Annotated in this window: 14 protein-coding genes; 7 read left to right on the top strand and 7 right to left on the bottom strand. The window is 70.9% G+C overall.

Annotated features, from left to right (window positions below; genetic code table 11):
- Nucleotide 1: 1 nt before the first annotated feature.
- The 3 genes from glgB to glgA form a co-directional block, all read right to left on the bottom strand.
- Nucleotides 2–2,113 carry a 1,4-alpha-glucan branching protein GlgB gene (gene glgB / locus OIE47_RS02035; protein WP_326562971.1) on the bottom strand — a complete coding sequence of 704 codons (2,112 nt, stop codon included), beginning with the start codon at nucleotides 2,111–2,113 and terminating at the stop codon, nucleotides 2–4.
- A 20-nt stretch (nucleotides 2,114–2,133) separates the two neighbouring features.
- On the bottom strand, nucleotides 2,134–4,149 hold the full coding sequence (locus tag OIE47_RS02030) for an alpha-1,4-glucan--maltose-1-phosphate maltosyltransferase (RefSeq protein ID WP_326559754.1): 2,016 nt from the start codon (nucleotides 4,147–4,149) through the stop codon (nucleotides 2,134–2,136).
- An 85-nt stretch (nucleotides 4,150–4,234) separates the two neighbouring features.
- Nucleotides 4,235–5,467 carry a glycogen synthase gene (gene glgA, locus OIE47_RS02025; RefSeq protein WP_326559753.1) on the bottom strand — a complete coding sequence of 411 codons (1,233 nt, stop codon included), beginning with the start codon at nucleotides 5,465–5,467 and terminating at the stop codon, nucleotides 4,235–4,237.
- 72 nt (nucleotides 5,468–5,539) lie between these two features.
- On the opposite strand from glgA, the gene glgC reads away from it, so the two are divergent.
- From glgC to OIE47_RS02000, 5 genes are all read left to right on the top strand, one after another.
- A complete protein-coding gene (glgC, locus tag OIE47_RS02020; RefSeq protein WP_326559752.1) occupies nucleotides 5,540–6,772 on the top strand; it encodes a glucose-1-phosphate adenylyltransferase in 1,233 nt (410 codons plus the stop codon).
- A gap of 45 nt (nucleotides 6,773–6,817) precedes the next feature.
- Nucleotides 6,818–8,464 carry a phosphoglucomutase (alpha-D-glucose-1,6-bisphosphate-dependent) gene (pgm, locus tag OIE47_RS02015; RefSeq protein ID WP_326559751.1) on the top strand — a complete coding sequence of 549 codons (1,647 nt, stop codon included), beginning with the start codon at nucleotides 6,818–6,820 and terminating at the stop codon, nucleotides 8,462–8,464.
- A gap of 143 nt (nucleotides 8,465–8,607) precedes the next feature.
- On the top strand, nucleotides 8,608–10,182 hold the full coding sequence (locus OIE47_RS02010) for a GDSL-type esterase/lipase family protein (RefSeq protein WP_326559750.1): 1,575 nt from the start codon (nucleotides 8,608–8,610) through the stop codon (nucleotides 10,180–10,182).
- Between the two features lie 175 nt (nucleotides 10,183–10,357).
- Nucleotides 10,358–11,344, top strand: coding sequence for an ATP-binding cassette domain-containing protein (locus OIE47_RS02005; RefSeq protein ID WP_326559749.1), 987 nt, complete (start codon nucleotides 10,358–10,360; stop codon nucleotides 11,342–11,344).
- Nucleotides 11,341–12,189, top strand: a complete 849-nt coding sequence (locus OIE47_RS02000) for an ABC transporter permease (protein WP_326559748.1) — start codon at nucleotides 11,341–11,343, stop codon at nucleotides 12,187–12,189. The genes OIE47_RS02005 and OIE47_RS02000 overlap by 4 nt, the downstream gene beginning before the upstream one ends.
- A gap of 11 nt (nucleotides 12,190–12,200) precedes the next feature.
- On the opposite strand, the gene OIE47_RS01995 is transcribed toward OIE47_RS02000, so the two are convergent.
- Both OIE47_RS01995 and OIE47_RS01990 read right to left on the bottom strand, forming a co-directional pair.
- Nucleotides 12,201–13,040: an alpha/beta fold hydrolase gene (locus OIE47_RS01995; RefSeq protein WP_326559747.1), complete on the bottom strand. Its 840-nt coding sequence runs from the start codon at nucleotides 13,038–13,040 to the stop codon at nucleotides 12,201–12,203.
- A gap of 100 nt (nucleotides 13,041–13,140) precedes the next feature.
- Nucleotides 13,141–16,263: a M14 family metallopeptidase gene (locus tag OIE47_RS01990; RefSeq protein WP_326559746.1), complete on the bottom strand. Its 3,123-nt coding sequence runs from the start codon at nucleotides 16,261–16,263 to the stop codon at nucleotides 13,141–13,143.
- A gap of 189 nt (nucleotides 16,264–16,452) precedes the next feature.
- Between OIE47_RS01990 and OIE47_RS01985 the strand changes: the two genes are divergently transcribed.
- Nucleotides 16,453–18,918 (top strand): lantibiotic dehydratase, encoded by a 2,466-nt coding sequence (locus tag OIE47_RS01985; protein ID WP_326559745.1) that lies wholly within the window; start codon nucleotides 16,453–16,455, stop codon nucleotides 18,916–18,918.
- A gap of 64 nt (nucleotides 18,919–18,982) precedes the next feature.
- Here the strand turns inward: OIE47_RS01985 and OIE47_RS01980 are convergent, their stop codons facing one another.
- Complete coding sequence (locus OIE47_RS01980; protein WP_326559744.1) at nucleotides 18,983–19,414, bottom strand: MerR family transcriptional regulator; 432 nt, start codon at nucleotides 19,412–19,414, stop codon at nucleotides 18,983–18,985.
- Between the two features lie 56 nt (nucleotides 19,415–19,470).
- Between OIE47_RS01980 and OIE47_RS01975 the strand changes: the two genes are divergently transcribed.
- The gene (locus tag OIE47_RS01975) at nucleotides 19,471–20,520 is read left to right on the top strand and encodes an aldo/keto reductase (protein WP_326559743.1); all 1,050 of its coding nucleotides are present in this window, start codon (nucleotides 19,471–19,473) and stop codon (nucleotides 20,518–20,520) included.
- 296 nt (nucleotides 20,521–20,816) lie between these two features.
- Here the strand turns inward: OIE47_RS01975 and OIE47_RS01970 are convergent, their stop codons facing one another.
- Nucleotides 20,817–22,346: an MFS transporter gene (locus tag OIE47_RS01970; protein WP_326559742.1), complete on the bottom strand. Its 1,530-nt coding sequence runs from the start codon at nucleotides 22,344–22,346 to the stop codon at nucleotides 20,817–20,819.
- Between the last annotated feature and the right edge of the window lie 107 nt (nucleotides 22,347–22,453).

Below are 22,453 nucleotides of genomic sequence, written 5' to 3'. Positions count from 1 at the left end.
GTCAGCGGGGCGCCGGGCGGAGCCAGAGGACACCGAGCGGGGGGATCCGGAGGGTGGCCGAGGCCGGCTGCCCGTGCCACGGCATCGGCTCGGCCCGTACGGTGCCGAGGTTGCCCACCCCGGAGCCGCCGTAGCTCTCCGCGTCCGTGTTCAGGGTCTCCTGCCAGACACCGGCCACCGGCATGCCCAGCCGGTAGTTCTCGTGCGGTACGGCGGAGAAGTTCGCCACGCAGACCAGCGGCGACCCGTCGGCGGCGATCCGGATGAACGCCACCGTGTTGTTGCCCGAGTCGTTCCCGACGATCCACCGGAACCCGTCCGGGGACGTGTCCTGCGAGTAGAGCGCCGGGGCGGCCCGGTAGGCCCGGTTCAGGTCCCGGACCAGCCGCTGCACCCCGGCCCGTGCCGGGTCGTAGACGAGGTTCCAGTCCAGTCCCCGGTCCTCGCTCCACTCCCGGTCGTCGGCGAGTTCACTGCCCATGAAGAGCAGTTGCTTGCCCGGATGCGCCCACATGTACGCCAGCAGCGCGCGGACGTTCGCCAGCCGCTGCCAGGTGTCGCCGGGCATCTTGCCGGCCAACGAACCCTTGCCGTGGACCACCTCGTCGTGGCTGATCGGCAGCAGGTAGTTCTCGCTCCAGGCGTACACCAGGGAGAAGGTCAGTTCGTTGTGGTGCCACTGGCGGTGGACCGGCTCCTTGCTCAGGTAGCTCAGGGTGTCGTGCATCCAGCCCATGTTCCACTTGAAGCCGAAGCCGAGCCCGTTGGCGTGGGTCGGCTGGGTCACCCCCGGCCAGGCGGTGGACTCCTCGGCGATCATCACCACGCCGGGATACTCCCGGTAGACGGTCGCGTTCGTCTCCTGGAGGAAGCCGATCGCCTCCAGGTTCTCCCGCCCACCGTGCTGGTTCGGCAGCCACTTGCCGTCCTCGCGGGAGTAGTCCAGGTAGAGCATCGAGGCGACCGCGTCCACCCGCAGCCCGTCGACGTGGAACTCGGCGCACCAGTAGAGCGCGTTGGCGACCAGGAAGTTGCGTACCTCGCGGCGGCCGAAGTCGAAGACGTACGTGCCCCAGTCGGGGTGCTCGCCGCGACGCGGGTCGGCGTGCTCGTACAGGGCGGTTCCGTCGAACCGGGCCAGCGCCCACTCGTCGCGGGGGAAGTGCGCCGGCACCCAGTCCAGCAGCACCCCGATGCCGGCGGCGTGCAGCCGGTCCACCAGGTAGCGGAAGTCGTCCGGGGTGCCGAACCGGGAGGTCGGGGCGTAGTAGCCGGTCACCTGGTAACCCCAGGAACCGCCGAACGGGTGCTCGGCCACCGGCATGAACTCCACGTGGGTGAAGCCCAGGTCCACCACGTACGCGGTGAGCTGGTCGGCCAACTCCCGGTAGCCGAGACCGGGGCGCCACGAGCCGAGATGCACCTCGTAGACGCTCATCGCCTCCCGGTGGGGGTGGCGCTGCGCGCGGTCGGCGAGCCACTCGGCGTCGTTCCACTCGTACGACGACTGGTAGATCACCGAGCCGGTCCGGGGCGGGACCTCGGTGTGCGCGGCCATCGGGTCGGCCTTGTCCCGCCAGATCCCGTCCTGGCCGAGGATCCGGTACTTGTACCGCTGGCCGGGCGCCGCCTCGGGGGCGAAGATCTCCCACACCCCACTGCCGCCGAGCGACCGCATCGGCCAGCCCTCGTGTGCGCCCCAACCGGTGAAGTCGCCGACCACGCGTACGCCCCGGGCGTTCGGCGCCCAGACCGCGAAGGCGACCCCGCCACCCGTGCGGGGACGGGCGCCGAGGGCGGACCAGAGCCGTTCGTGCCGGCCCTCGCCGATCAGGTGCAGGTCCACCTCGCCCAGGCTCGGCGGGTACCGGTACGGGTCGTCGCGCGGCTCCCCGTCGACCTCGATCCGGTAGTCCAGCACCGTGCCGGGCACGGTCGCCTCGAAGACCCCCTCGTTGTGCACCCTGCGCATCGGGTACCGGTCCCCGGCGACCAGCACCGAGACCTCCCGGGCACCGCGCCGCCAGGTACGGACCAGCGTCTGCCCGCCGCGCGGATGCGCCCCGAGCAGGGCGTGCGGGTCGTACGCCACCCCGGCGACGAGCGAGTCCAGGTCAACGTCCATTGGCGGGCTCACTTCGCGGTCTCGGTGGTGGCGGGCACGGTCGGGGCGGTGGCCGGCGGCGGTGGCGGACCGTTGTGGTGCACGGTGAACACGTGCGCCGGCTGGTTCGGGTCGAGCCCGACGACGTTGTGCTGCCCCCAGTCGTACCGGGCGCCGCTCATCTCGTCGTAGACGGTGAACCGGTCGGCCCAGTCCAGGCCCAGCGCCGGCAGGTCGAGGCTGAGGTTGCCCCACTGGGCCTGGAAGGGGTCGAGCGAGCAGACCACCAGGACGGTGTTCCCGGTCCGCTCGTCCCGCTTCGACCAGCAGAACAGGGCCGGGTTGTCGCTGTGGTGGAACCGCAGGTTGCGCAGCCAGTGCAGCGCCGGGTTCTTCCGCCGTACGGCGTTGAGCCGGGCGATGTACGGCGCCAGCGACCGTCCCTGCGCCTCGGCGGCGGTCCAGTCCCGGGGACGGAGCTGGAACTTCTCGCTGTCGGCGTACTCCTCGGCGCCGGGCAGGGCCTCGTGTTCGAGGAGTTCGAAACCGGCGTAGATGCCCCAGGAGGGGGAGAGCAGGGAGGCCAGCACCGCCCGGATCTTGAAGATCGACGGTACGCCGAGCTTCAGCGGCTCGGGCAGGATGTCGGGCGTGTTCGGCCAGAAGTTGGGGCGCATGTAGTCGGCCGCGTCGATCAGCTCGGTGCAGTATTCGCGCAGCTCGTCGGCGCTGTACCGCCAACTGAAGTAGGTGTACGACTGGGTGAACCCGATCTTGCCCAGGCCGTGCATGACCGCCGGTCGGGTGAACGCCTCGGCCAGGAAGATCACCTCCGGGTCGAGCTGTTTGACCTCGTGGATCAGCCACTGCCAGAAGTCGAACGGCTTGGTGTGCGGGTTGTCCACCCGGAAGATCCGTACCCCGTGGTCGATCCAGTGCGTCACCACCCGCAGCACCTCGGCCCGGATCCCGTCGGGGTCGCGGTCGAAGTCCAGCGGGTAGATGTCCTGGTACTTCTTCGGCGGGTTCTCGGCGTACGCGATCGAACCGTCGGCGAGGGTGGTGAACCACTCCGGGTGCTCGGTCACCCAGGGGTGGTCGGGTGCGGCCTGCAGCGCCAGGTCCATCGCCACCTCCAGGCCGACCTCGGCGGCCGAGGCGACGAACCGGCGGAAGTCGTCGGCCGTACCGAGATCGGGGTGGATGGCGTCGTGGCCGCCCTCGGCCGCGCCGATCGCCCACGGCGAACCGGGGTCGTCCGGGCCGGCGGCCAGGGAGTTGTTCGGGCCCTTGCGGTTGACCCGGCCGATCGGGTGGATCGGCGGGAGGTAGAGCACGTCGAAACCCATCGCGGCGACACCGGGGAGACGGGCGGCGGCGGTGGCGAAGGTCCCGTGCTCGGCCGGTTTGCCCTCGCCCGGCGGGGCGGTCCCCTCGGAGCGGGGGAAGAACTCGTACCAGGCGGAGAAGAGGGCGCGGGGTCGATCGGTCCAGAGTGGATGGTCGTCGCTGCGGGTGACCAGCCGGCGCACCGGGTACGACCACAGCAGCTCGGCCAGGTCCAGGGCCGGGGCGAGGCGCTGCTCCAGCGGCAGTTCCCGATCGCGCAGCGCCGCCGCTGCCGCCCGTACGCCGGGTTGGAACTCGGCCGGGACCAGCGCGGACGCCGAGTCCATCAGCGCGGCGCCCTCGGCCAGGTCGTTGCCCAGCTCGGTGGCGTCCTGCCCGGCGGCGGACTTCTTGGTGACCGCGTCCCGCCAGGTCAGGTACGGGTCGTCGAACGCCTCCACGGCAAAGGTCCAGTCGCCGACCGCGTCCGGGGAGATGGTCGCGTGCCAGTGGTCGTCCCGGCCGGGGCGCATCCGGGTGAACGGGCGCGTCTCGCCGTCGGGGCCGGACCAGACCACGTTGCAGCCCAGCGCCCGGTGCCCCTCCCGGTAGGCCCGCGCGGAGACCGGCACCAGCTCACCGACCACCGCCTTGGCCGGGTAGCGACCGCAGGCCACCGAGGGCGTGATCTTCTCGATCGGAAACCGTCCCGTCACGGTGCCAACCTACTGCCCCGGCAGTCCCGGCGCCCGGTCGAAATCCGATCATCCCCGCCGCCGCAGGTCGGACGGCCGTTTCCGGTCAGAGGGCGGGCAGGACCGAGCGGTAGACCCCCATCGTCCGCTCCGCGATCGCGTCCCAGGAGAAGTGTTGGACCGCGCGACGGCGTCCCGCTCGGCCGAACTCGGCGGTACGGGCCGGGTCGGCCAGCAGCTTGTTGATCGCCCCGGCCAGGTCCTCGACGAAGACCTCGGGCGCCAGCGGGGTGCCGGTGCCGTCGGCGGCCTGCTCGATCGGGACCAGCAGCCCGGTCTCCCCGTCGGAGACCACCTCCGGGATGCCGCCGGTGGCGGTGGCCACCACCGCCGTCTCGCAGGCCATCGCCTCCAGGTTGACGATGCCCATCGGCTCGTAGATCGACGGGCAGACGAAAACCGTGCTGTGGGTGAGCACCTGCACCACCTCGTGCTTGGGCAGCATCTCGGCCACCCAGAACACCCCGGACCGGCTGGCCCGCAGCTCGGCCACCAGGGATTCCACCTCGGCCGCGATCTCGGCCGTGTCCGGGGCACCGGCGAGCAGGACGAGCTGCGTCTCCGGCGGCAGCGACCTGGCCGCCCGGAGCAGGTACGGCAGCCCCTTCTGTCGGGTCACCCGGCCGACGTAGGTGACGCTCGGCCGGTCCGGGTCCACCCCGATCCGGCGCAGCACGTCGGTTTCCGGGTCCGGGGCGTACTGGCGGGTGTCGATGCCGTTGTGCACCACCCGGACCCGTTCCGGTGCCACCTCCGGATAGGCGCCCAGCAGGTCCCGTTTCATCCCGGCGGAGACCGCGATCACCGCGTCGGCGGCGCCCAGCGCGGTCCGCTCACACCAGGAGGAGAGCGCGTAACCGCCGCCGAGCTGCTCGGCCTTCCACGGCCGCAGCGGCTCCAGGCTGTGCACGGTCACGACGTGCGGCACCCCGTGCAGCAGCTTCGCCACATGACCGGCGAGGTTGGCGTACCAGGTGTGGCTGTGCACCAGGTCGGTCCCGGCGGTTCCGGCGGCCATGGCCAGGTCGACGCCCATGGTCCGGAGCGCGGCGTTGGTGCCGGCCAGCTCCACCGGTTCCGGGTACGCGGTCACCCCCGGCGGGTCGTCCGGACCGGTACGCGGCGCGCCGAAGCAGTGCACCCGCAGGTCGGCCAGCCGGCGCAGTTCCCGGGCGAGGTACTCGACGTGCACCCCGGCCCCGCCGTAGACCTCGGGTGGGTACTCGCGGGTCAGCAGATCGATCCGGAGTCGTCCGTCGTACGGAGCGGTTTCGGCCACGTTCCGCACACTAGTCCAGCATGTTGCCCGGTACGACTGGTGCGAACGGCCGGGTGTGGTTAGCGTCGGTGCATGTCGCCCAAGGTCCTCGCCATCGTCCTGGCCGGCGGCGAGGGCAAGCGCCTGATGCCGTTGACCGCAGACCGTGCCAAACCGGCCGTGCCGTTCGGCGGTATGTACCGCATGATCGATTTTGTGCTGTCCAACCTGGCCAACGGCGGCTATCTCAAGATCGTCGTATTGACCCAGTACAAGTCGCACTCGCTGGACCGGCACGTGACCAAGACCTGGCGGATGTCGAACCTGCTCGGCAACTACGTCGCCCCGGTCCCCGCCCAGCAGCGCCGTGGACCCTGGTGGTTCGCCGGCTCGGCGGACGCCATCTACCAGAGCTTCAACCTGATCAACGACGAGAAGCCCGACTACGTGATCGTCTTCGGGGCGGACCACATCTACCGGATGGACCCCCGGCAGATGGTGGAGGACCACATCGCCTCCGGTGCCGGTGTCACCGTGGCCGGGATCCGCCAGCCGCTGAGCCAGGCGGACCAGTTCGGGGTGATCGAGGTGGCCGCCGACGGGCGCCGGATCCAGGCGTTCCGGGAGAAGCCCACCGACGCCCGCGGCCTGCCGGACGCGCCGGGGGAGATCTACGCCTCGATGGGCAACTACGTCTTCACCACCGACGTGCTCTGCGAGGCGGTCGAGCGCGACGCGGCCGACAAGACCAGCCGGCACGACATGGGCGGGAGCATCATCCCGATGCTGGTCGAGCGGGGCGAGGCGAACGTCTACGACTTCCGCGACAACGAGGTCCCAGGCAGCACCGAACGGGACCAGGGCTACTGGCGCGACGTCGGGACGCTGGACTCGTTCTACGAGGCGCACATGGACCTGATCGCCATCCACCCGATCTTCAACCTCTACAACTCGGCCTGGCCGATCTACACCGACCACCCGCCGTGGCCGCCGGCCAAGTTCGTGCACGGCTGGCAGGAGCGGGTGGGTCGGGCGATCGGATCGCTGATCTCGCCCGGTGTGATCGTCTCCGGCGCCCTGGTGGAGAACTCCGTGGTCTCGCCGAACGCCCGGATCAACTCCTGGGCGCACGTCGAGGGGTCGGTGCTGATGGAGGGCGTCGACATCGGTCGGCACGCGGTGGTCCGCAACGCCATCCTGGACAAGAACGTGGTGGTCCCCGAGGGGGCCGAGATCGGCGTCGACCTGGAACTCGACCGGACCCGCTACACCGTCTCCGACGGCGGGATCGTCGTCATCGGCAAGGGCCAACGGGTCGAGCCGTAAGGTCAGCTTGTACAGCCCGTGCCACACCCAGGAGGAGAATCGCCGATGTCGGTCCACGCCCGTGCCGGCCAGCCCGCCGACCCCGCCGACCTGATCGACGTGGCGCACCTCGTCACCGCGTACTACGCCGAGCATCCCGACCCGGCCGATCCCGGCCAGCAGGTCGCGTTCGGCACCTCCGGGCACCGGGGATCGAGCCTGAACACCGCGTTCAACGACGACCACATCGCCGCGATCACCCAGGCGACCTGTGAGTACCGGCGGGACCAGGGTGTGGACGGCCCGCTGTTCCTGGCCCGGGACACCCACGCCCTCTCCGAGCCGGCGCTGGTCACCGCGCTGGAGGTGCTGGCCGCCAACGACGTCACCGTGCTGATCGACAGCCGGGACGGATACACCCCGACCCCGGCGCTGTCGCACGCGATCCTCACCCACAACCGGGGGCGGAACAGCGGCCTGGCCGACGGCATCGTGGTCACCCCGTCGCACAACCCGCCGTCGGACGGCGGGTTCAAGTACAACCCCACCAACGGGGGGCCGGCGGACACCGACGCCACGAAGTGGATCCAGGACCGGGCCAACCAACTGCTGGCCGACGGCCTCGCCGGGGTCCGGCGGATCCCGTACGCGAGGGCCCGGACGGCGGGCACCACCGACCGGTACGACTTCCTCGGCGCGTACGTCGACGACCTGCCCTCGGTGGTGGACGTGGCGGCGATCCGGGCCGCCGGGGTGCGCATCGGCGCCGACCCGCTGGGCGGGGCGAGCGTCGGCTACTGGGGCGAGATCGCCGACCGGCACGGGCTGGACCTGACGGTGGTCAACCCCGGTGTCGACCCGACCTGGCGGTTCATGACCCTGGACTGGGACGGCAAGATCCGGATGGACTGCTCGTCCCCGTACGCGATGGCGTCGTTGATCGCCGCCCGCGCCGACTACCAGATCGCCACCGGGAACGACGCCGACGCCGACCGGCACGGGATCGTCACGCCCGACGGTGGCCTGATGAACCCGAACCACTACCTGACCGTGGCGATCGCGCACCTGTTCCGGACCCGGACGGACTGGTCCCCGCAGGCGGCGATCGGCAAGACCCTGGTCTCGTCCTCGATGATCGACCGGGTCGCCGCCGACCTCGGACGTACGTTGATCGAGGTGCCGGTGGGCTTCAAGTGGTTCGTGCCGGGGCTGCTGGACGGTTCGGTCGGCTTCGGCGGTGAGGAGAGCGCGGGCGCCTCCTTCCTGCGCCGGGACGGGTCGGTCTGGACCACGGACAAGGACGGGATCGTGCTCTGCCTGCTCGCCGCCGAGATCCAGGCGAGTACGGGCAGTTCGCCGAGCCAGCACTACGCCGACCTGGTGGCCCGCTTCGGCGACCCGGCGTACGCCCGGATCGACGCCCCGGCCAGCCGGGCGGAGAAGGCGGCGCTGGGCAAGCTCTCGCCGGACCAGGTGACCGCGACCGAGTTGGCCGGTGAGCCGATCACGGCGACGCTGACCAGTGCGCCGGGCAACGGTGCGGCGATCGGCGGGCTGAAGGTGACCACCGAGTCGGGGTGGTTCGCGGCCCGCCCGTCCGGCACCGAGGACGTCTACAAGATCTACGCGGAGTCGTTCCGGGGTCCGGAGCACCTGACCCGGATCCAGGAGGAGGCGCGGGCCCTGGTGACCGAGGTCCTGGCTAAGGTGTGACCCGGCTCACTCCTGTTGTCCGAACGTGATCTTTCCTTTTGTGATCTTCGTACCGCAGGTGGGTAAACCCACCCGGTTGGTCCGAAATCACCCGACCGGTACGTGACGTACCCGTACCGGTCGGAGAGGAAGGAAAAGTCAGGATGAGAGTCACCCGTTGGGGCGCCGCACTGGGGGCGGTGACGATGCTCGCGTTCACCCTCACCCCACCCGGGCCCGCGCAGGCCGCCGCCGCCGCGGACACCTGGACCGGCACCTGGGCCGCGTCACCGCAGAGCGGCGGCACCAGCTTCAACCAGCAGACGATCCGGCAGATCGTCCGGACCAGCATCGGTGGAACCGCCGCCCGGATCCAGCTCTCGAACGCCTTCGGCGACCGGCCGCTGGTGGTGAGCGAGGTGCACGTCGCCCGGCGCACCTCCGGCTCCTCGATCGACCCGGGCACCGACCGGCGGGTCACCTTCGGCGGGCAGCCGGGCGTGACCATCCCGGTCGGTGCGCTGGCGGCCAGCGACGCGGTCGCGTTCACCGTCCCGACCGGCGCCGACGTGGTGGTCAGCCTCTACCTGCCCCAGCCGACCGGGCCGGCGACCTACCACCAGAGCGGGTTGCAGAACAACTATGTCGCGGCCGGCAACCAGAGCGGCAGCGCCACCCTGACCGGGGCGCAGACGAACGGCAGTTACTACTTCCTGGCCAACCTCGACGTGCAGAACCCGGCCGCCGAGGGGGCGGTGGTGACGCTCGGCGCCTCCATCACCGACGGGATCGGCTCCGGGTTCGACGTCAACCGCCGCTGGCCCAACCACCTGGCCCGCAACCTGGCCTCCGCCGGGCGGACGATCGGCGTACTGAACCAGGGGATCAGCGGCAACAAGCTGCTCCAGGACGGGGCCGGGCAGAGCGCGCTGAAGCGGTTCGACCGGGACGTCCTCAACCAGCCGGGCGTACGGTGGGTGATCTTCTCCGACGACCCGATCAACGACCTCGGGGCGGGCAGCGGCCGACCGGGCGCCGACCAGCTCATCGCCGGGCTCCGGCAGCTCATCGACCGGGCGCACCAGCGCGGGGTCAGGTTCCTCTGCTCGACCCTCACCCCGTTCCAGGGCTCCGGTGGCTGGTCCGCCGAGGGCGAGCAGTCGCGGGCGGCGATCAACAACTTCGTACGCAGCGCCGGCAGCGGTTGTGACGGCGTCGTCGACCAGGACAACGCCACCCACGACCCGGCCCGGCCGACGTGGTTCCTGCCGGCGTACGACACCGGCGACCACCTGCACCCGAACGAGGCGGGACTGCAGGCGATCGCCAACGCGGTCAACCCGAACCTGTTCACCGGTGGCGGCACCCCGCCGCCGACCACGCCGATCGGTGCCCCCACCGCCTGCGGCCGGCTGCTGCCGGGCCAGGGCCTGACCACCGGCCAGACCCTGGCGTCGTGCGACGGTCAGTTCCAGTTGCGCCTCCAGAGCGACGGCAACCTGGTGCTCTACCAGGGCACCGCCGTCCTCTGGTCCACCGGGACGGCCGGGCGCGCGGTCGCCCAGGCGGCGTTGCGGTCCGACGGCGACCTCACCCTGACCGGTTCCACCGGCGAGACCATCTGGCGTACGGCCACCGCCGGCCAATCCGACACCGTGTTCTACGTCCAGGGCGACGGCAACCTGGTGATCTATTCCGCGGGTCGACCAATATGGAGTTCCGGCACCGTCGTGGGCTGATCCGGAATCGCAACAGGGCCGCTTTGTCGTCGCCGGTCGACAACAGAGCGGCCCTTGTTCGGTTTTATTCGTCTGAATGTCGTACCGCGCTGTTATAACGTCGGGCAACTGTGACCGGGGGCGCGGCGACAGAGAACCGGGGCCCGGTGATGCTGATCCACTGGAGGACGGTTTCTTGAGTTCAGATACGGATCTCGCCATTGAAACGTCGGGGTTGGTGAAGATCTTCGGCGACAACCGGGCGGTCGACGGGGTGGATCTCGCCGTACCGGCCGGGACCGTCTACGGCTTCCTCGGACCCAACGGTGCCGGCAAGACCACCACGATCCGGATGCTCGCCACCCTGCTGCGCCCCGACGGCGGCACCGGGCGGGTGTTCGGCCACGACATCGTCCGGCAGGCCGACGCGGTACGCGCCAGGGTCGGCCTGACCGGCCAGTACGCCTCGGTCGACGACGAGCTGACCGGCCGGGAGAACCTGCTCATGCTCGCCCGGCTGCTCGGTTTCCGGTGGGCGGCGGGAGGTCGGCGGGCCGACGAGCTGCTCGCCGCGTTCGGCCTGACCGAGGCCGCCGGAAAGTTGGTGAAGACCTACTCCGGCGGGATGCGCCGTCGGCTCGACATCGCGGCGAGCATCGTGGTCACGCCGGACCTGTTGTTCCTGGACGAGCCGACCACCGGGCTCGACCCGCGCAGCCGCAACCAGGTCTGGGACATCGTCCGGGCCCTGGTCGCCTCGGGCACGACGGTGCTGCTCACCACCCAGTACCTGGACGAGGCGGACCAGCTTGCCGACCGGATAGCGGTCATCGACCACGGGCGGGTGATCGCCGAGGGGACCAGCGGCGAGCTCAAGTCGTCGGTCGGCGCCGGTGCCGTACGCGTCCGGCTGGGCGAGGCCGAGCAGCGACCGGCGGCCGAACTCGTACTGACCGGGGCGCTGGGTGTGCCGGTGACGCTGGAGTCCGACCCGTTGGCGCTCTCGGCCAGGGTGAACGACCCGGAGCGGGTGGCGGGTGCGCTGGCCGCGCTGACCCGGGCCGGACTCGCGGTCACCGAATTCTCGCTCGGGCAGCCCAGCCTGGACGAGGTCTTCCTGGCCCTGACCGGCCACCCGGCCCGGGAGGGCGCGGACGAGACCAAGGCAGAGGTGCCCGCATGACCACCACCACGACAACCACCACCCCGACCCGTCCGGTCGACTCCGACGCGCTGCGTACGGTGCTCGCCACCCGGGACCGGCCGCCCCGCCCCAGCGCGCTGTCGGCCTCGGTGACCTTCGGGTGGCGGGCCATGCGCAAGATCCAGCACGTGCCGGAACAGCTTTTCGACGTCACCATTTTCCCGGTGATGCTGACCCTGATCTTCACTTATCTGCTCGGTGGGGCGTTGGCCGGATCACCCCGCGAATACCTGCAGTATCTGCTGCCGGGCATCCTGCTCCAGACCGTTGTCATGATCACCATGTACACCGGCATGACGTTGAACAACGACATTGCAAAGGGCATCTTCGACCGGTTCCGTACGCTGCCGATCTGGCGGCCGTCGGCGATCGTCGGCGCACTGCTCGGCGACGCCGTCCGGTACGCGCTCGCCTCGGTCGTGGTGCTCGGACTGGGACTGGCACTGGGTTTCCGACCCGGTGGCGGCGTGTTCGGCGTACTGCTCGGGGTGCTCCTGGTGCTGGTCTTCTCGTTCAGCCTGACCTGGGTGTGGACGATGTTCGGTCTGCTGCTGCGCACCCAGAACTCGGTGATGGGGGTGAGCATGCTGGTGCTCTTCCCGCTGACCTTCGGCAGCAACATCTTCGTCGACCCGGGCACCATGCCGGGGTGGCTGGAGGCGGCGGTACGGGCCAACCCGATCAGTCACGCCTCCACCGCCGTACGCGGCCTGATGGCCGGTACGGTCACCGCCGGTCAACTGGTTGCGGTGCTGCTGACCTGCGCGGTGCTGGTCGGGGTCTTCGGCCCGGTCACCATGTACCTCTACCGCAACAAGCGGTAGCGGCTCCCGGATCAGCGCAGGAAATCCGCCACCAGGCGGGTGAAGGTCTCGGCGTCGTCCAGCCAGGGGTAGTGCGCGGCGCCCGGCTGGACGACGCTCTCACCCTTGGGGAAGAGCGCTGCCCCTTCCCGTGCGGTCGCCGGCCTCGGGCTGGTGTCCAGTTCTCCGGCGAGGATCAGGACCGGGGCGTCGAGCGCCGCGATCGCCGAACGGATGCCGGCCGGGTCGGCCGCCTCCACGGCGTAGTAACGCTCGGCCGCCTCGGCGTGGCGTTGCCCGACACCGGCCGCGGCGTGCGCCTGCGCGGCGGCATCCCACCGGCCGTAGGTGAACGGCACGATACCCCGCCAGTCCTCGTCGGTCGGGTTGCCGGCGGCGATGTTGCCGAACGCGGCCACCGCCTCCGCGTACCACGGCTCCCCCGCCCGTAGCGCGACCCCCTCCTGGCGCTGTTCGGCGGTGAACGCGATACCCAGCGCGTACAGGGCCGGCGTGATCAGCAACAGCCGGCTGACCCGGTCCGGGTGGCGGGCCGCGTACAGGGTGGCGAGGTCGCCGCCGGCCGAGTGGGCGAGCAGGTCGATCCGGTCCAGGCCCAGGTGCTCGCGCAACGCCTCGACGTCGGCCACCTGACGGTCGGCCCGGTACGACTCCGGGTCGGCCGGGATACCCGACTCCCCGGTGCCCCGCAGGTCCAGCCGGTAGAGGGTCCGGTGCGCCCCGAGCCCGCCCAGGTCACCGAGGTACGCCGAGTCGCGCATCGGCCCGCCGGGCAGGACGAGCAGCGGCTCACCCGTTCCCGTGACGTGGTAGGCGAGCAGGGTCCCGTCAACGCTGGTGAGGGTGGGCATCCGATGATCCTGTCAGCGCCGTCACCCGTACCGCAAAGGGTTTTGACGCCGACGGGGCGGCCGGCTCGCGCCGACCGCCCCGCCGTGGTGCGTGGTTCCGTTACGACAGCGGCTTCTTCGCGCCACTGCCGAGCAGGTGCGTGAGCGACTTGGCCACCAGGTCGTCACGGGCCGCCGGGGCGAGCCCCTCCAGACCGAAGCCGAGGTAGACGGTGTCCGGGGTGGTCACCACGGAACCCTCCTCGAACGCCGTCTGGCTGCGCGACCAGTCGTTCGAACCGGGGGAGGAGCCGGCCGGCGGACCGGCCACCGTCCAGCCGCCCAGGTCGGTCTCGAACGAGGTCTCCTCGACGGCGACACCGTTCTTGATCACCTTGGTGTCGTCGACGAAGGCACCGAGGCCCTGGGTGGACCAGTCCGACGCGTACGAGATGGACAGCTCGACCTGCTTGCCGGCGTACGCCGACAGGTCGACCGACCACTCCTGCCAGCCACCGGAGGCGCCGGTGGCCGCGTTCCACGTGCCGGTGGTGCCGGTCGGCGAGCAGTCCTCGCCGATGTAGTGGGCGAGCTGCGGGTGCAGTTCGGCCACCCAACCGGACGCGCAGCTCTCGCCGGTGCCGGTGCCGGTGTGCCCGTTGGCGTCCGGCAGCGTGGTCCAGTTGTCGGTCCCCACCTCATGCGCCTCGACGAACAGGAAGTCCCAGTCCGCCTCGATGTCGTGCGAGATGAAGAAGTTCAACGCACCGCTGGTCGCCCCGGTCAGGTCGACCGTCCGGGTCAGCCGCTTGTACGACACGTCCGCCTGGCCGCTGAACAGGTACCAGTCACCCGTACGCGGGTCGAACGGCGCACCGCCCGGACGGCCCCAGCCGACCGGTGCCGTGCTGGTGAACTGCGGGAACTGGTCCGGCGGGAGGAAGCTCGACGTGGTCAGGAACGACGCCGTGTGGTCCTGGTTGGCCGCCGAGCCCGGCGCGTTGAGCACCCCGTTGAACCCGGCGAACGCACCGTCGTTGCCGACCACCGGGTACGGGTTCCCGTCGCCGTCCTGGCCGCCGCCACTGACGTACGTGTGCGCGCCCAGGTAGTACTGCTGGAAATCGTTGAGGATCGGCAGGCAGGTCCCGCCCGGTGCGGGACACTCCGGCGGTGCGCCCGGCGCGTAGTAGTACGCACCGTCCGCGGACTGCGCGAAGAGCGCGTTCTTCCCGCTGACCAGGAGCTTGCCGCCCTCGTTGAGGTAGTCCCGGACCGCGAACTCGGTTTCGATCGCGGCCTTCGCCGTGGTGCCGGCCACCTGGCCCGGCGCCCGCAGGATCACGTCGTCGCCGGTCTCCCAGACCACCGCGTCGTAGTGCGACAGCACCCCGAGCGGGTGCGGCGCCTTGCGACCACGGGTGTCGAAGTCGTAGACGTCGCTGGTCTTGCCGGCGGCGGTGAGCGCGGCGGCCACCTCGTCGGCGTACTTGGCGCTGGTGCCGGTCTGCACCGGGCTGGGCCCGGTCACGTCCTCGACGGCCAGCACCAGCACGTCGCCACCGATGTCGGTGCTGACCTGGTACGTGAAGTGCTCACTGGCGGTGGGTCCGCCGCCCTTGGGTTTGGTGCCGGTGAACCAGACCTCCACCCGGTCACCGGCCTTGGCGCCGGTCACCGTGCCGCGTACCTCGGCGTAGTAGTCGTCGTGGGTGTCGCCGTACCGCTCGCCACCACGCCATTCCTTGACCTCGACCGACTTCGGGCGACCGCCGTTGATCACGTAGTGCATCTGTACGTTCTTCAGCGAACGCCGGGCGATCGTGGCCACCGGCTGGCGGCTGCCGTACGAGGTGTCGAACTTGTCGACCTCGAAGTCCGGGGTGCTGCGGCCGACCACCGACACCGGGTTGTCCGGGGTCGCGGCGGACTTCGCCACGGCGAGCGCGAACGGGATGTTCTTCGCCACCTCGGCGGCGATCAGGTCCTCGTCGTCGGGGAAGTTGAAGCCGCTGGCGCAGTCCTCGGACAGCCACTCGTCGTTCGGGTCCGAGTCCGACACGGTCTCGCAGGTGGTCATCTCGGGGGTGAAGCCGAGCGTGCCGTAGCGGACCGTGGCGTGCGTGTCGGTGTCGCCGTTGGTGGTGTACAGCTCGGCCGAGATGTCCGGGTCGTAGCCGGGGACCGCCGGGTTGGCGTCGTCACCGGCCATCGCCTCGTAGATCACGTCGTCCGGGGTCGGGGTGTCGACCTGCCAGCCGACGCCGTAGAGCAGCAGCTCGGCGGCCGAGTGGTAGTTGATGTAGAACTCGAAGCCGACCCGCCGGAACAGGCCGTCGAGCGCCTTCGTCTCCGGCTCGGAGTTCGGGCCGGGACCACGGTAGGTCTCGCTCGACGGGTCCGACGACGAGCCCTCGTTGTCGTAGCCCCACTTGTAGGAGAAGTTCCGGTTCAGGTCCACCCCGTCGCCGGAGGTGATCTGACCGTCCCCGTTGTTGTCGCGCAGGTTCTTGCGCCACAACCGGTTACCCTCGGTGAAGGTGAAGTCGTAACCGTCCGGGTTCGACACCGGCAGGAACCACAGCTCGGTGGTGTCGACCAGCCGGGTGATCTCCGGGTCGGTGCCGTAGCTGTCCAGCACGTGGTGCAGGAGCCGGCGGGTCATCTCCGGGGTGATCCACTCACGGGCGTGCTGGGTGGCGCCGTAGAGCACGGCCGGGCGCTTGCCGTCCTCGACGTTCTTGGCGTTCTTGGTGACCTTGATGGCGAGGATCGGCTTGCCCTGGGTGGTCTTGCCGATCGTCTCGACCTTGGTCAGCTTCGGGAACCGGGCCGCGGTCGAGGTGATCTCGTCCCGGATGCCGCCGGGCTCGCTGTACGACCGGAACGCCGACCAGCCGTTGGCGGACTGCTCGCGCAGCGCCCGGGAGGCCTCCTTGCCGCGTACCTTCTTGACCGTCAGCTTGACACCCTTGGTGGCCAGCCGAGCGGCCTGCTCCTTCGTGATCACCACCTGTACGGCGGAGTTGCCGGCCTTGTCGACGGCACCGACCGCGTGCCCGACGTCGACCCCGCTATCTCGGAGTACGTCGATCTGCTTCGCATCGGCCGAGCCGACGTACACCTCCAGGTTGCTGTTGCCGCCATCCGGTGTGGCCGGTGGCTTCGCACTTACCGGTGTGGTCAGCACCAGAACGCCGACCAAAGTGAACACGCCGGCGATCGCCAGCCGTGTTTTGCGCATTGCGCCCCCTCGTTCGAAGGATCTCTACGCGCGAGCATTCTGTGCCGGCTCAGACGTGTCAATGATTCGATCGGTTGCTCTACGGCGATCAGTGACCGGTTGGTAACCCACTGTTTCGCCATGTCCCGTAGGCACCCGTTCGCGTTACCGTTGCGCGGCCCGATCCACCGTCTCCTGTGGAGGAAACCCGTGCCGGCCGACCTCGACGAAGCACCGGCCGGGGAGCGGGTCACCGGGGCCGCCCCGCACCTGACACCCCTGGTCGACGGCGAGTGGGCGCTCTGGTGGTCGGTCTGCCTGCGGGGCACGGGCTTCCCGTTCGACCTGCTCGACGGGCTGGCCAGCCCGGCACTCGCGGCCACCGCCGACCAGTTGATCACATCGGGCGCGCCGGCGGCGGGGACCGAGGCGTACCGGGAACGGTTCCGGGTGGCCGGACGGGACCTGGCGGCGGCGTTGCACCGGGTCGCGGCCGAGCCGCGCTTCCGGGAGGCGGTCACCTGGCAGAACCCGCACGCCGTACGCACCGGACTGGACACCCTCCTGCGCCGCGACCCGGACACCGTCGTACGGACAGCCCGGCACCGCCGGTACGAGGCGCTGGTCACCAACTATCTGCACCGGTACTGCGCGAAGAACGACACCATCGGCTTCTTCGGCCCGGTCGGCTGGGCCGAGATCGTCCCCGACCAGGTCACCCCGCTGCGGCACAGCCGGACGGCGGACCCGGTCGCCGCCCGGACGCTCTACTTCGAGCACTGGGCGGTGGCGGCGGTGGCGGTGGCACACGCCCCGGCACTGCGCCGGTGGCTGGCACCCCGCCGGATGCCGCTGCTCGACGTGGTCGACGGTGCGTTGCGGGTGCCGCTGGCCGACCCTGTCCCGTTGGACCCGTGCGCGGCGGCCGTACTGCGCGCCTGTGACGGCGTACGTCTGCCGGATCGGATCGTGGCCGAGGTGCTGGCCGACCCGAGCACCGCGACCACCGACCCGGCCGAGGTGTTCGCCACCCTCGACCGCCTGCACGCGGCCCGGTGGATCACCTGGGACCTGGAGGCACCGGCCGACGACCTGCGTTCGGAGATCACCCTGCGGGGGATCCTGGACCGGGTGGACGATCCGGCGGTGCGTGCCCCGGCGGTCGCCGCCCTGGCCGAGCTGACCGCCGCCCGTGACGCGGTCGCGGCGGCACGCGGGGACGACCGGGCGCTGCTGCCGGCCCTCGACCGGCTCGACGCCACCTTCACCCGGCTCACCGACCTGGCGGCCCGACGCGACAACGGCCAGGCGTACGCGGGCCGGACGCTGGTGTTCGAGGAGTGCCGGCGGGCCGACGAGGTGACCCTCGGTCCGGCACTGCTGGAGCCGCTGCGGGCCCCGCTCGGGCTGGTCCTCGACAGCGCTCGCTGGTTCACCTCGGCCGGCGCGGCGCTCTACCGCCGGGCGTTCCGCGACCTCTACCGGCAACTCGCCGGCCCGACCGGTGCCGGTCCGGTCCCGTTCGCCGAGTTCTGGCTGCTCGCCCACGACCTGCTGGTCCAGCCGGCGGAATCGTTGGTCCGGCCGCTGACCCGGGCGTTGCAGGCCCGCTGGGCCCGGATCCTGGCGCTGCCCACCGCCGACGCTCCCGGTGCCGGCACGCTCGGCGGCGAGGTTCTCGGTGTCGGGACGCCTGGTGGCACCACGCCCAGGATCGGTGGGCCGGAGCGACGGCGGGTGCACCGGGACAGCGCCGCGCTGCGGGCGGCGGTCCGGGGAGCGTTCCCGGCCGCCCGACCGGGCTGGACCGGCGCGGTGCAGCACAGCCCGGACCTGATGCTCGCCGCCGCCGACCCGGCCGCGATCGAGGCCGGCGACTTCGAGTGGATCCTCGGTGAGCTGCACCCCGGCGCGAACACCATGCGGTACGCGAGCTGGTACGCGTACCACCCGGAGCCGGAGCGGATGCGGGCGGCGATGGCGGCGGATCTTTCGCCGGGCGTGGTGCTGATGGGGGCGACCGAGGCGCAGGGCGGGACACCCGTGCGTACCGCGCCGGAACTGGCCGGGCCGGGCGACGTACGGCTGGTCTTCGCCCCCGACACCTGCGGGTACGACCCGGACCGGGACCTGCTCGTCGGTGCCTGCGAGCTGTACGACTCCGGCGGTCGCCTGGTGGTCCGTCGTCGTTCCGGCGGCCCGGAGTACGAGCTGCTGGAGGTCGTCGCCGACCTGGTCTCGGCCCGGCTGGTGCAGCAGTTCCGGCTGCTGCCGCCCGCCCCGCACACGCCCAGGGTGCAGGTCGACCGGCTGGTCATCCACCGCGAGTCGTGGACCTTCGGGCCCGGGGACCTGACCCTGTTCGCCGAGCCGGACGAGGCCGACCGGTTCCTCGCCGTACGCCGCTGGGTCGCCCGCCACGGCCTGCCCCGGTACGTCTTCGCCCGGGTCACCGGGGAGCGCAAGCCGATCCACCTGGACCTGACGAGTCTCGCCTCGGTGGACGTGCTCGCGCGGGCGGTCCGCCGGGCGACCCGGCTCGACCCGGACGGTGCCCGGGTGACCGTCACCGAGATGCTGCCCGGCCCGGACCAGCTCTGGCTCGCCGACACCGCCGGCCGCCGCTACTGCGCCGAGTTCCGCTTCGTCGCCGTCGACCGGACGACCACCCGGTGAGCCTCCGCGTCGCCCCCGCCGTCGCCCCGACCGGCGTGGCCCCGACCGGCGTCCCCGCCCTGCGTCAGCCCTCCGGGATGACGCAGGAGGCGGACGGGTCGGCGGGGTTCGCGGCGAGGATGTCCTCGTACACCCCGACCTTGTGGTTGATCAGGTCGAGGGACCGGGTGAGCTGGGCGATCTGGGCGTTGACCCGGTCGCGGTGTTCGAGCATGAGGGCGAGGCGTTCGGTCTCGTTGCCGGTGCCCTGCCGGACCATCTCGGTGTAGCGGCGGATCGTCGGCAGCGGCATGCCGGAGGCGCGCAGGATGATGCAGACCCGCAGCCAGGCCACGTCGTACTCGGTGTAGACCCGGCGGCCTCCGCCGTCGCGCCGTACGGCCTGCTCGATGATGCCCTCGCGCTCGTAGAAGCGCAGGGCGTGCACGCTGAGTCCGGTGCGTTCGGCGACCTGTCCGATGCTCAGACCGGGGCTCTCGGTCCGGGTGCTCTCCATGCCGCCAAGGATACGAGCTTGACCTAGAGTCGACTCTAGGTCATACGTTGCCGTCCATGCGTTATCGAATTCTCGGCGGCACCGGCATCGAAGTGAGCATCCACTGCCTCGGCACGATGATGTTCGGCTCCGTCGGCAACCCCGACCACGACGACAGCATCCGGATCATCCACGCCGCCCTCGACCAGGGGATCAACTTCGTCGACACCGCGGACATGTACTCCCTGGGGGAGTCCGAGGAGATCGTCGGCAAGGCCCTGAAGGGCCGGCGCGACGACGTGGTCCTCGCTACCAAGGTCCACTTCCACATGGGCGAGGGTCGCAACCGGGGCGGCAACTCCCGGCGCTGGATCCTCAAGGAGGTCGAGGAGAGCCTGAAGCGGTTGCAGACCGACTGGATCGACCTCTACCAGATCCACCGCCCCGACCACACCACCGACATCGAGGAGACCCTGTCGGTCCTGGACGACCTCGTACGCCAAGGCAAGATCCGTACCTTCGGGTGCTCGACCTTCCCACCTGAGGAGATCGTCGAGGCGCACCACGTGGCCGAGCGCCGAGCCATCGGGCGGTTCCGGACCGAGCAGCCGCCGTACTCGATCCTGGCCCGGGGGATCGAGACCTCCGTGCTCCCGGTGACCCAGCGGTACGGCATGGGCGTCCTGGTCTGGAGCCCGCTCGCCTCGGGCTTTCTCTCCGGTCGGTACCGCCGGGGGGAGTCCGTCGACCTCTCGACCGGCCGTCCCCGGCTCAACCCGGGCCGGTTCGACCCCTCCCTCCCGGTCAACGTGACCAAGTTGGAGATCGTCGAACAGCTCGTCGAGGTCGCGGAGGGCATCGGCTGCACCCTGCCGGAGCTTGCCCTGGCCTTCGCCGTGGCCCACCCGGGCGTCACCTCGGCGATCATCGGGCCGCGCACGATGGAGCACCTGGAAGCGTCGCTCAAGGGCGCCTCGCTGGTGCTGGACGACGCCACCCTGGACCGGATCGACGAGATCGTCCCGCCCGGCACCAACGTCTACCACCCCGACGGCGCCTGGCGTCCCGTGTCCCTGACCGACCCGGCCCGCCGCCGACGCCCACTGTCCGACCGCCCGGCGGCCTGACCCCGTGGTACGGCCCGGGCGGTCGTCGCTGAGACGCTGACCCTGGGCGACCGGAGGCGCCGGCTGGGCAGTGATCAAGAAGGCAACGGACACCGCCTGAGCCGTACGACGCGAATTTTCTTTACATCATCTTTGATGTACCTACTCCGCTGGGTATGTAAGCCCTGATCGAGTCACCGTCGTTCGGCGGCGAGCCGCTGGGCGGACGTGGGGGGTCCACCGGTTCGGCAGGCCGAGCCGGTGGACCGCGCACGCCACAGCACGGTGGGAGCCGGTGGACCGCGCACGCCCCAGTGTCAGCGCGGCGTCGGCTGGGGGAGCGGCGGGCGCTCGTGCTCCTGCCTCATCCCAGCCGGGGCGGGTCGCATGAGGAAGACCACGACCAGGCCGGCGACGATGCCGACGGCTCCGGCCACGGCGAAGGTCCCCTGGACGCCGGTGACCGCCGCCGCGTGCGCCGCGCTGTCGAGCAGTTCCCGCCCGTCCGGCGGGGCCGCGTGCAGCAGGCCGGGCGTCTGACCCCCGGCAATGGCGTGCGCGACCCGACCCGCGTCCGGCACCTCACGTCCGGACAGGACAGCCTGCGCGCGGGCGGCGAAGACGCTGCCCAGCACGGCGATGCCGAAGGCGAAGCCGAGTTGGCGGGCGGTGTTGACCGCACCGGCGGCCATGCCGCCGCGTTGTGGCGGCACCAGCGACATGGAGACCGAGCCGAGGATCGGCGTCACCAGGCCGACGCCGACCCCGACCACGGCGAGACCGGGAACCAGCGCCGGCCAGCCGGCCGAACCGCGTACGAGCACGGCGGTGAGCAGGCTGCCGAGACCGACGAGCAGCAGCCCTCCACCGATCACCAGATCGGGCCGCCGCCCGTGCAGGATCCGTCCCAGTACCGCCGAGACGGCAAACGCCGTGATCGACATCGGCAGCCCGGTCAGCCCCGCCCCGATCGCAGTCATGCCCAGCACCGACTGGAGCCAGATCGAGGTGTAGGTGAACGTGGCGAAGGCGGCGAACGTCAGCAGCAGGCCGGCGAGCAGCACCGCGACGAACGAGCGGTTGCGCAGCAGGGCGAGGTCGAACATCGCGTACGGGGAGCGTGACTCGAACGCGACGAACCCGGCCAGCAGCGCCACCGCCAGTACGAGCAGCGCCCACACCCCCGGATCGGACCAGCCGTCCTCGTTCGCCCGGATGAGCGCGTACGTTGCGCAGGCCGCTGCCGCCGTGAAGCTGGCCATGCCACCGATGTCCACCCTGCCCCGGCCCGGTACGTGGACGGTGGCGAGCGTGGTCAGACACAGCACGATGGCGACGGCGCTGACCGGCAGGTTGACGAAGAAGATCCAGCGCCACGACAGGCCCTCGGTGAGCAGCCCGCCGAGGATCGGGCCCACCGCCGCGGAGGCGCCCGACACGGCACCCCAGATCCCGTACGCGGTGCCCCGGTCGCGTCCGGCGTACGCGCTGTTGAGCAGGGCGAACGTGGTCGCGAACATGGCCGCCGCACCGATGCCCTGGACCGTACGGGCGGTGATCAGCACGCCGGTGTTGGGGGCGAGGCCGCAGACCAGCGACGAGGCGGCGAAGATCGCGAGCCCGACGACGTACGCCCGGCGGTGCCCGACGAGGTCGGCGATCGAACCCGCCCCGAGCACCAGGGCGCCCAGCGCCAGGGCGTAAGCGTTGATCACCCATTGCAGGGCGCCGAAGGAGGCGTCCAGGTCACCGACCATGTCGGGCAGGGCGACGACCACGATGGTGACGTCGATCAGGAGCATGAACGTACCGAGGCAGACCGTCATCAGCGGCAGCCACTTGCGCATGTCGATACCTGCGTTTCTCGGGGCGGTGGGGAGGTGCGTGGGGCTTGGTTGCTTCCCAGCGTGGTAGCCCGGCGATCAGAAGTCCAACAGATGGATCTACTGGGATC

The sequence above is a fragment of the Micromonospora sp. NBC_01796 genome (genome assembly GCF_035917455.1).
Lineage (GTDB): Bacteria > Actinomycetota > Actinomycetes > Mycobacteriales > Micromonosporaceae > Micromonospora_G.
Note: the sequence above shows the minus strand (reverse complement) of the source record. Positions and strands in the feature narration are given on the sequence as shown.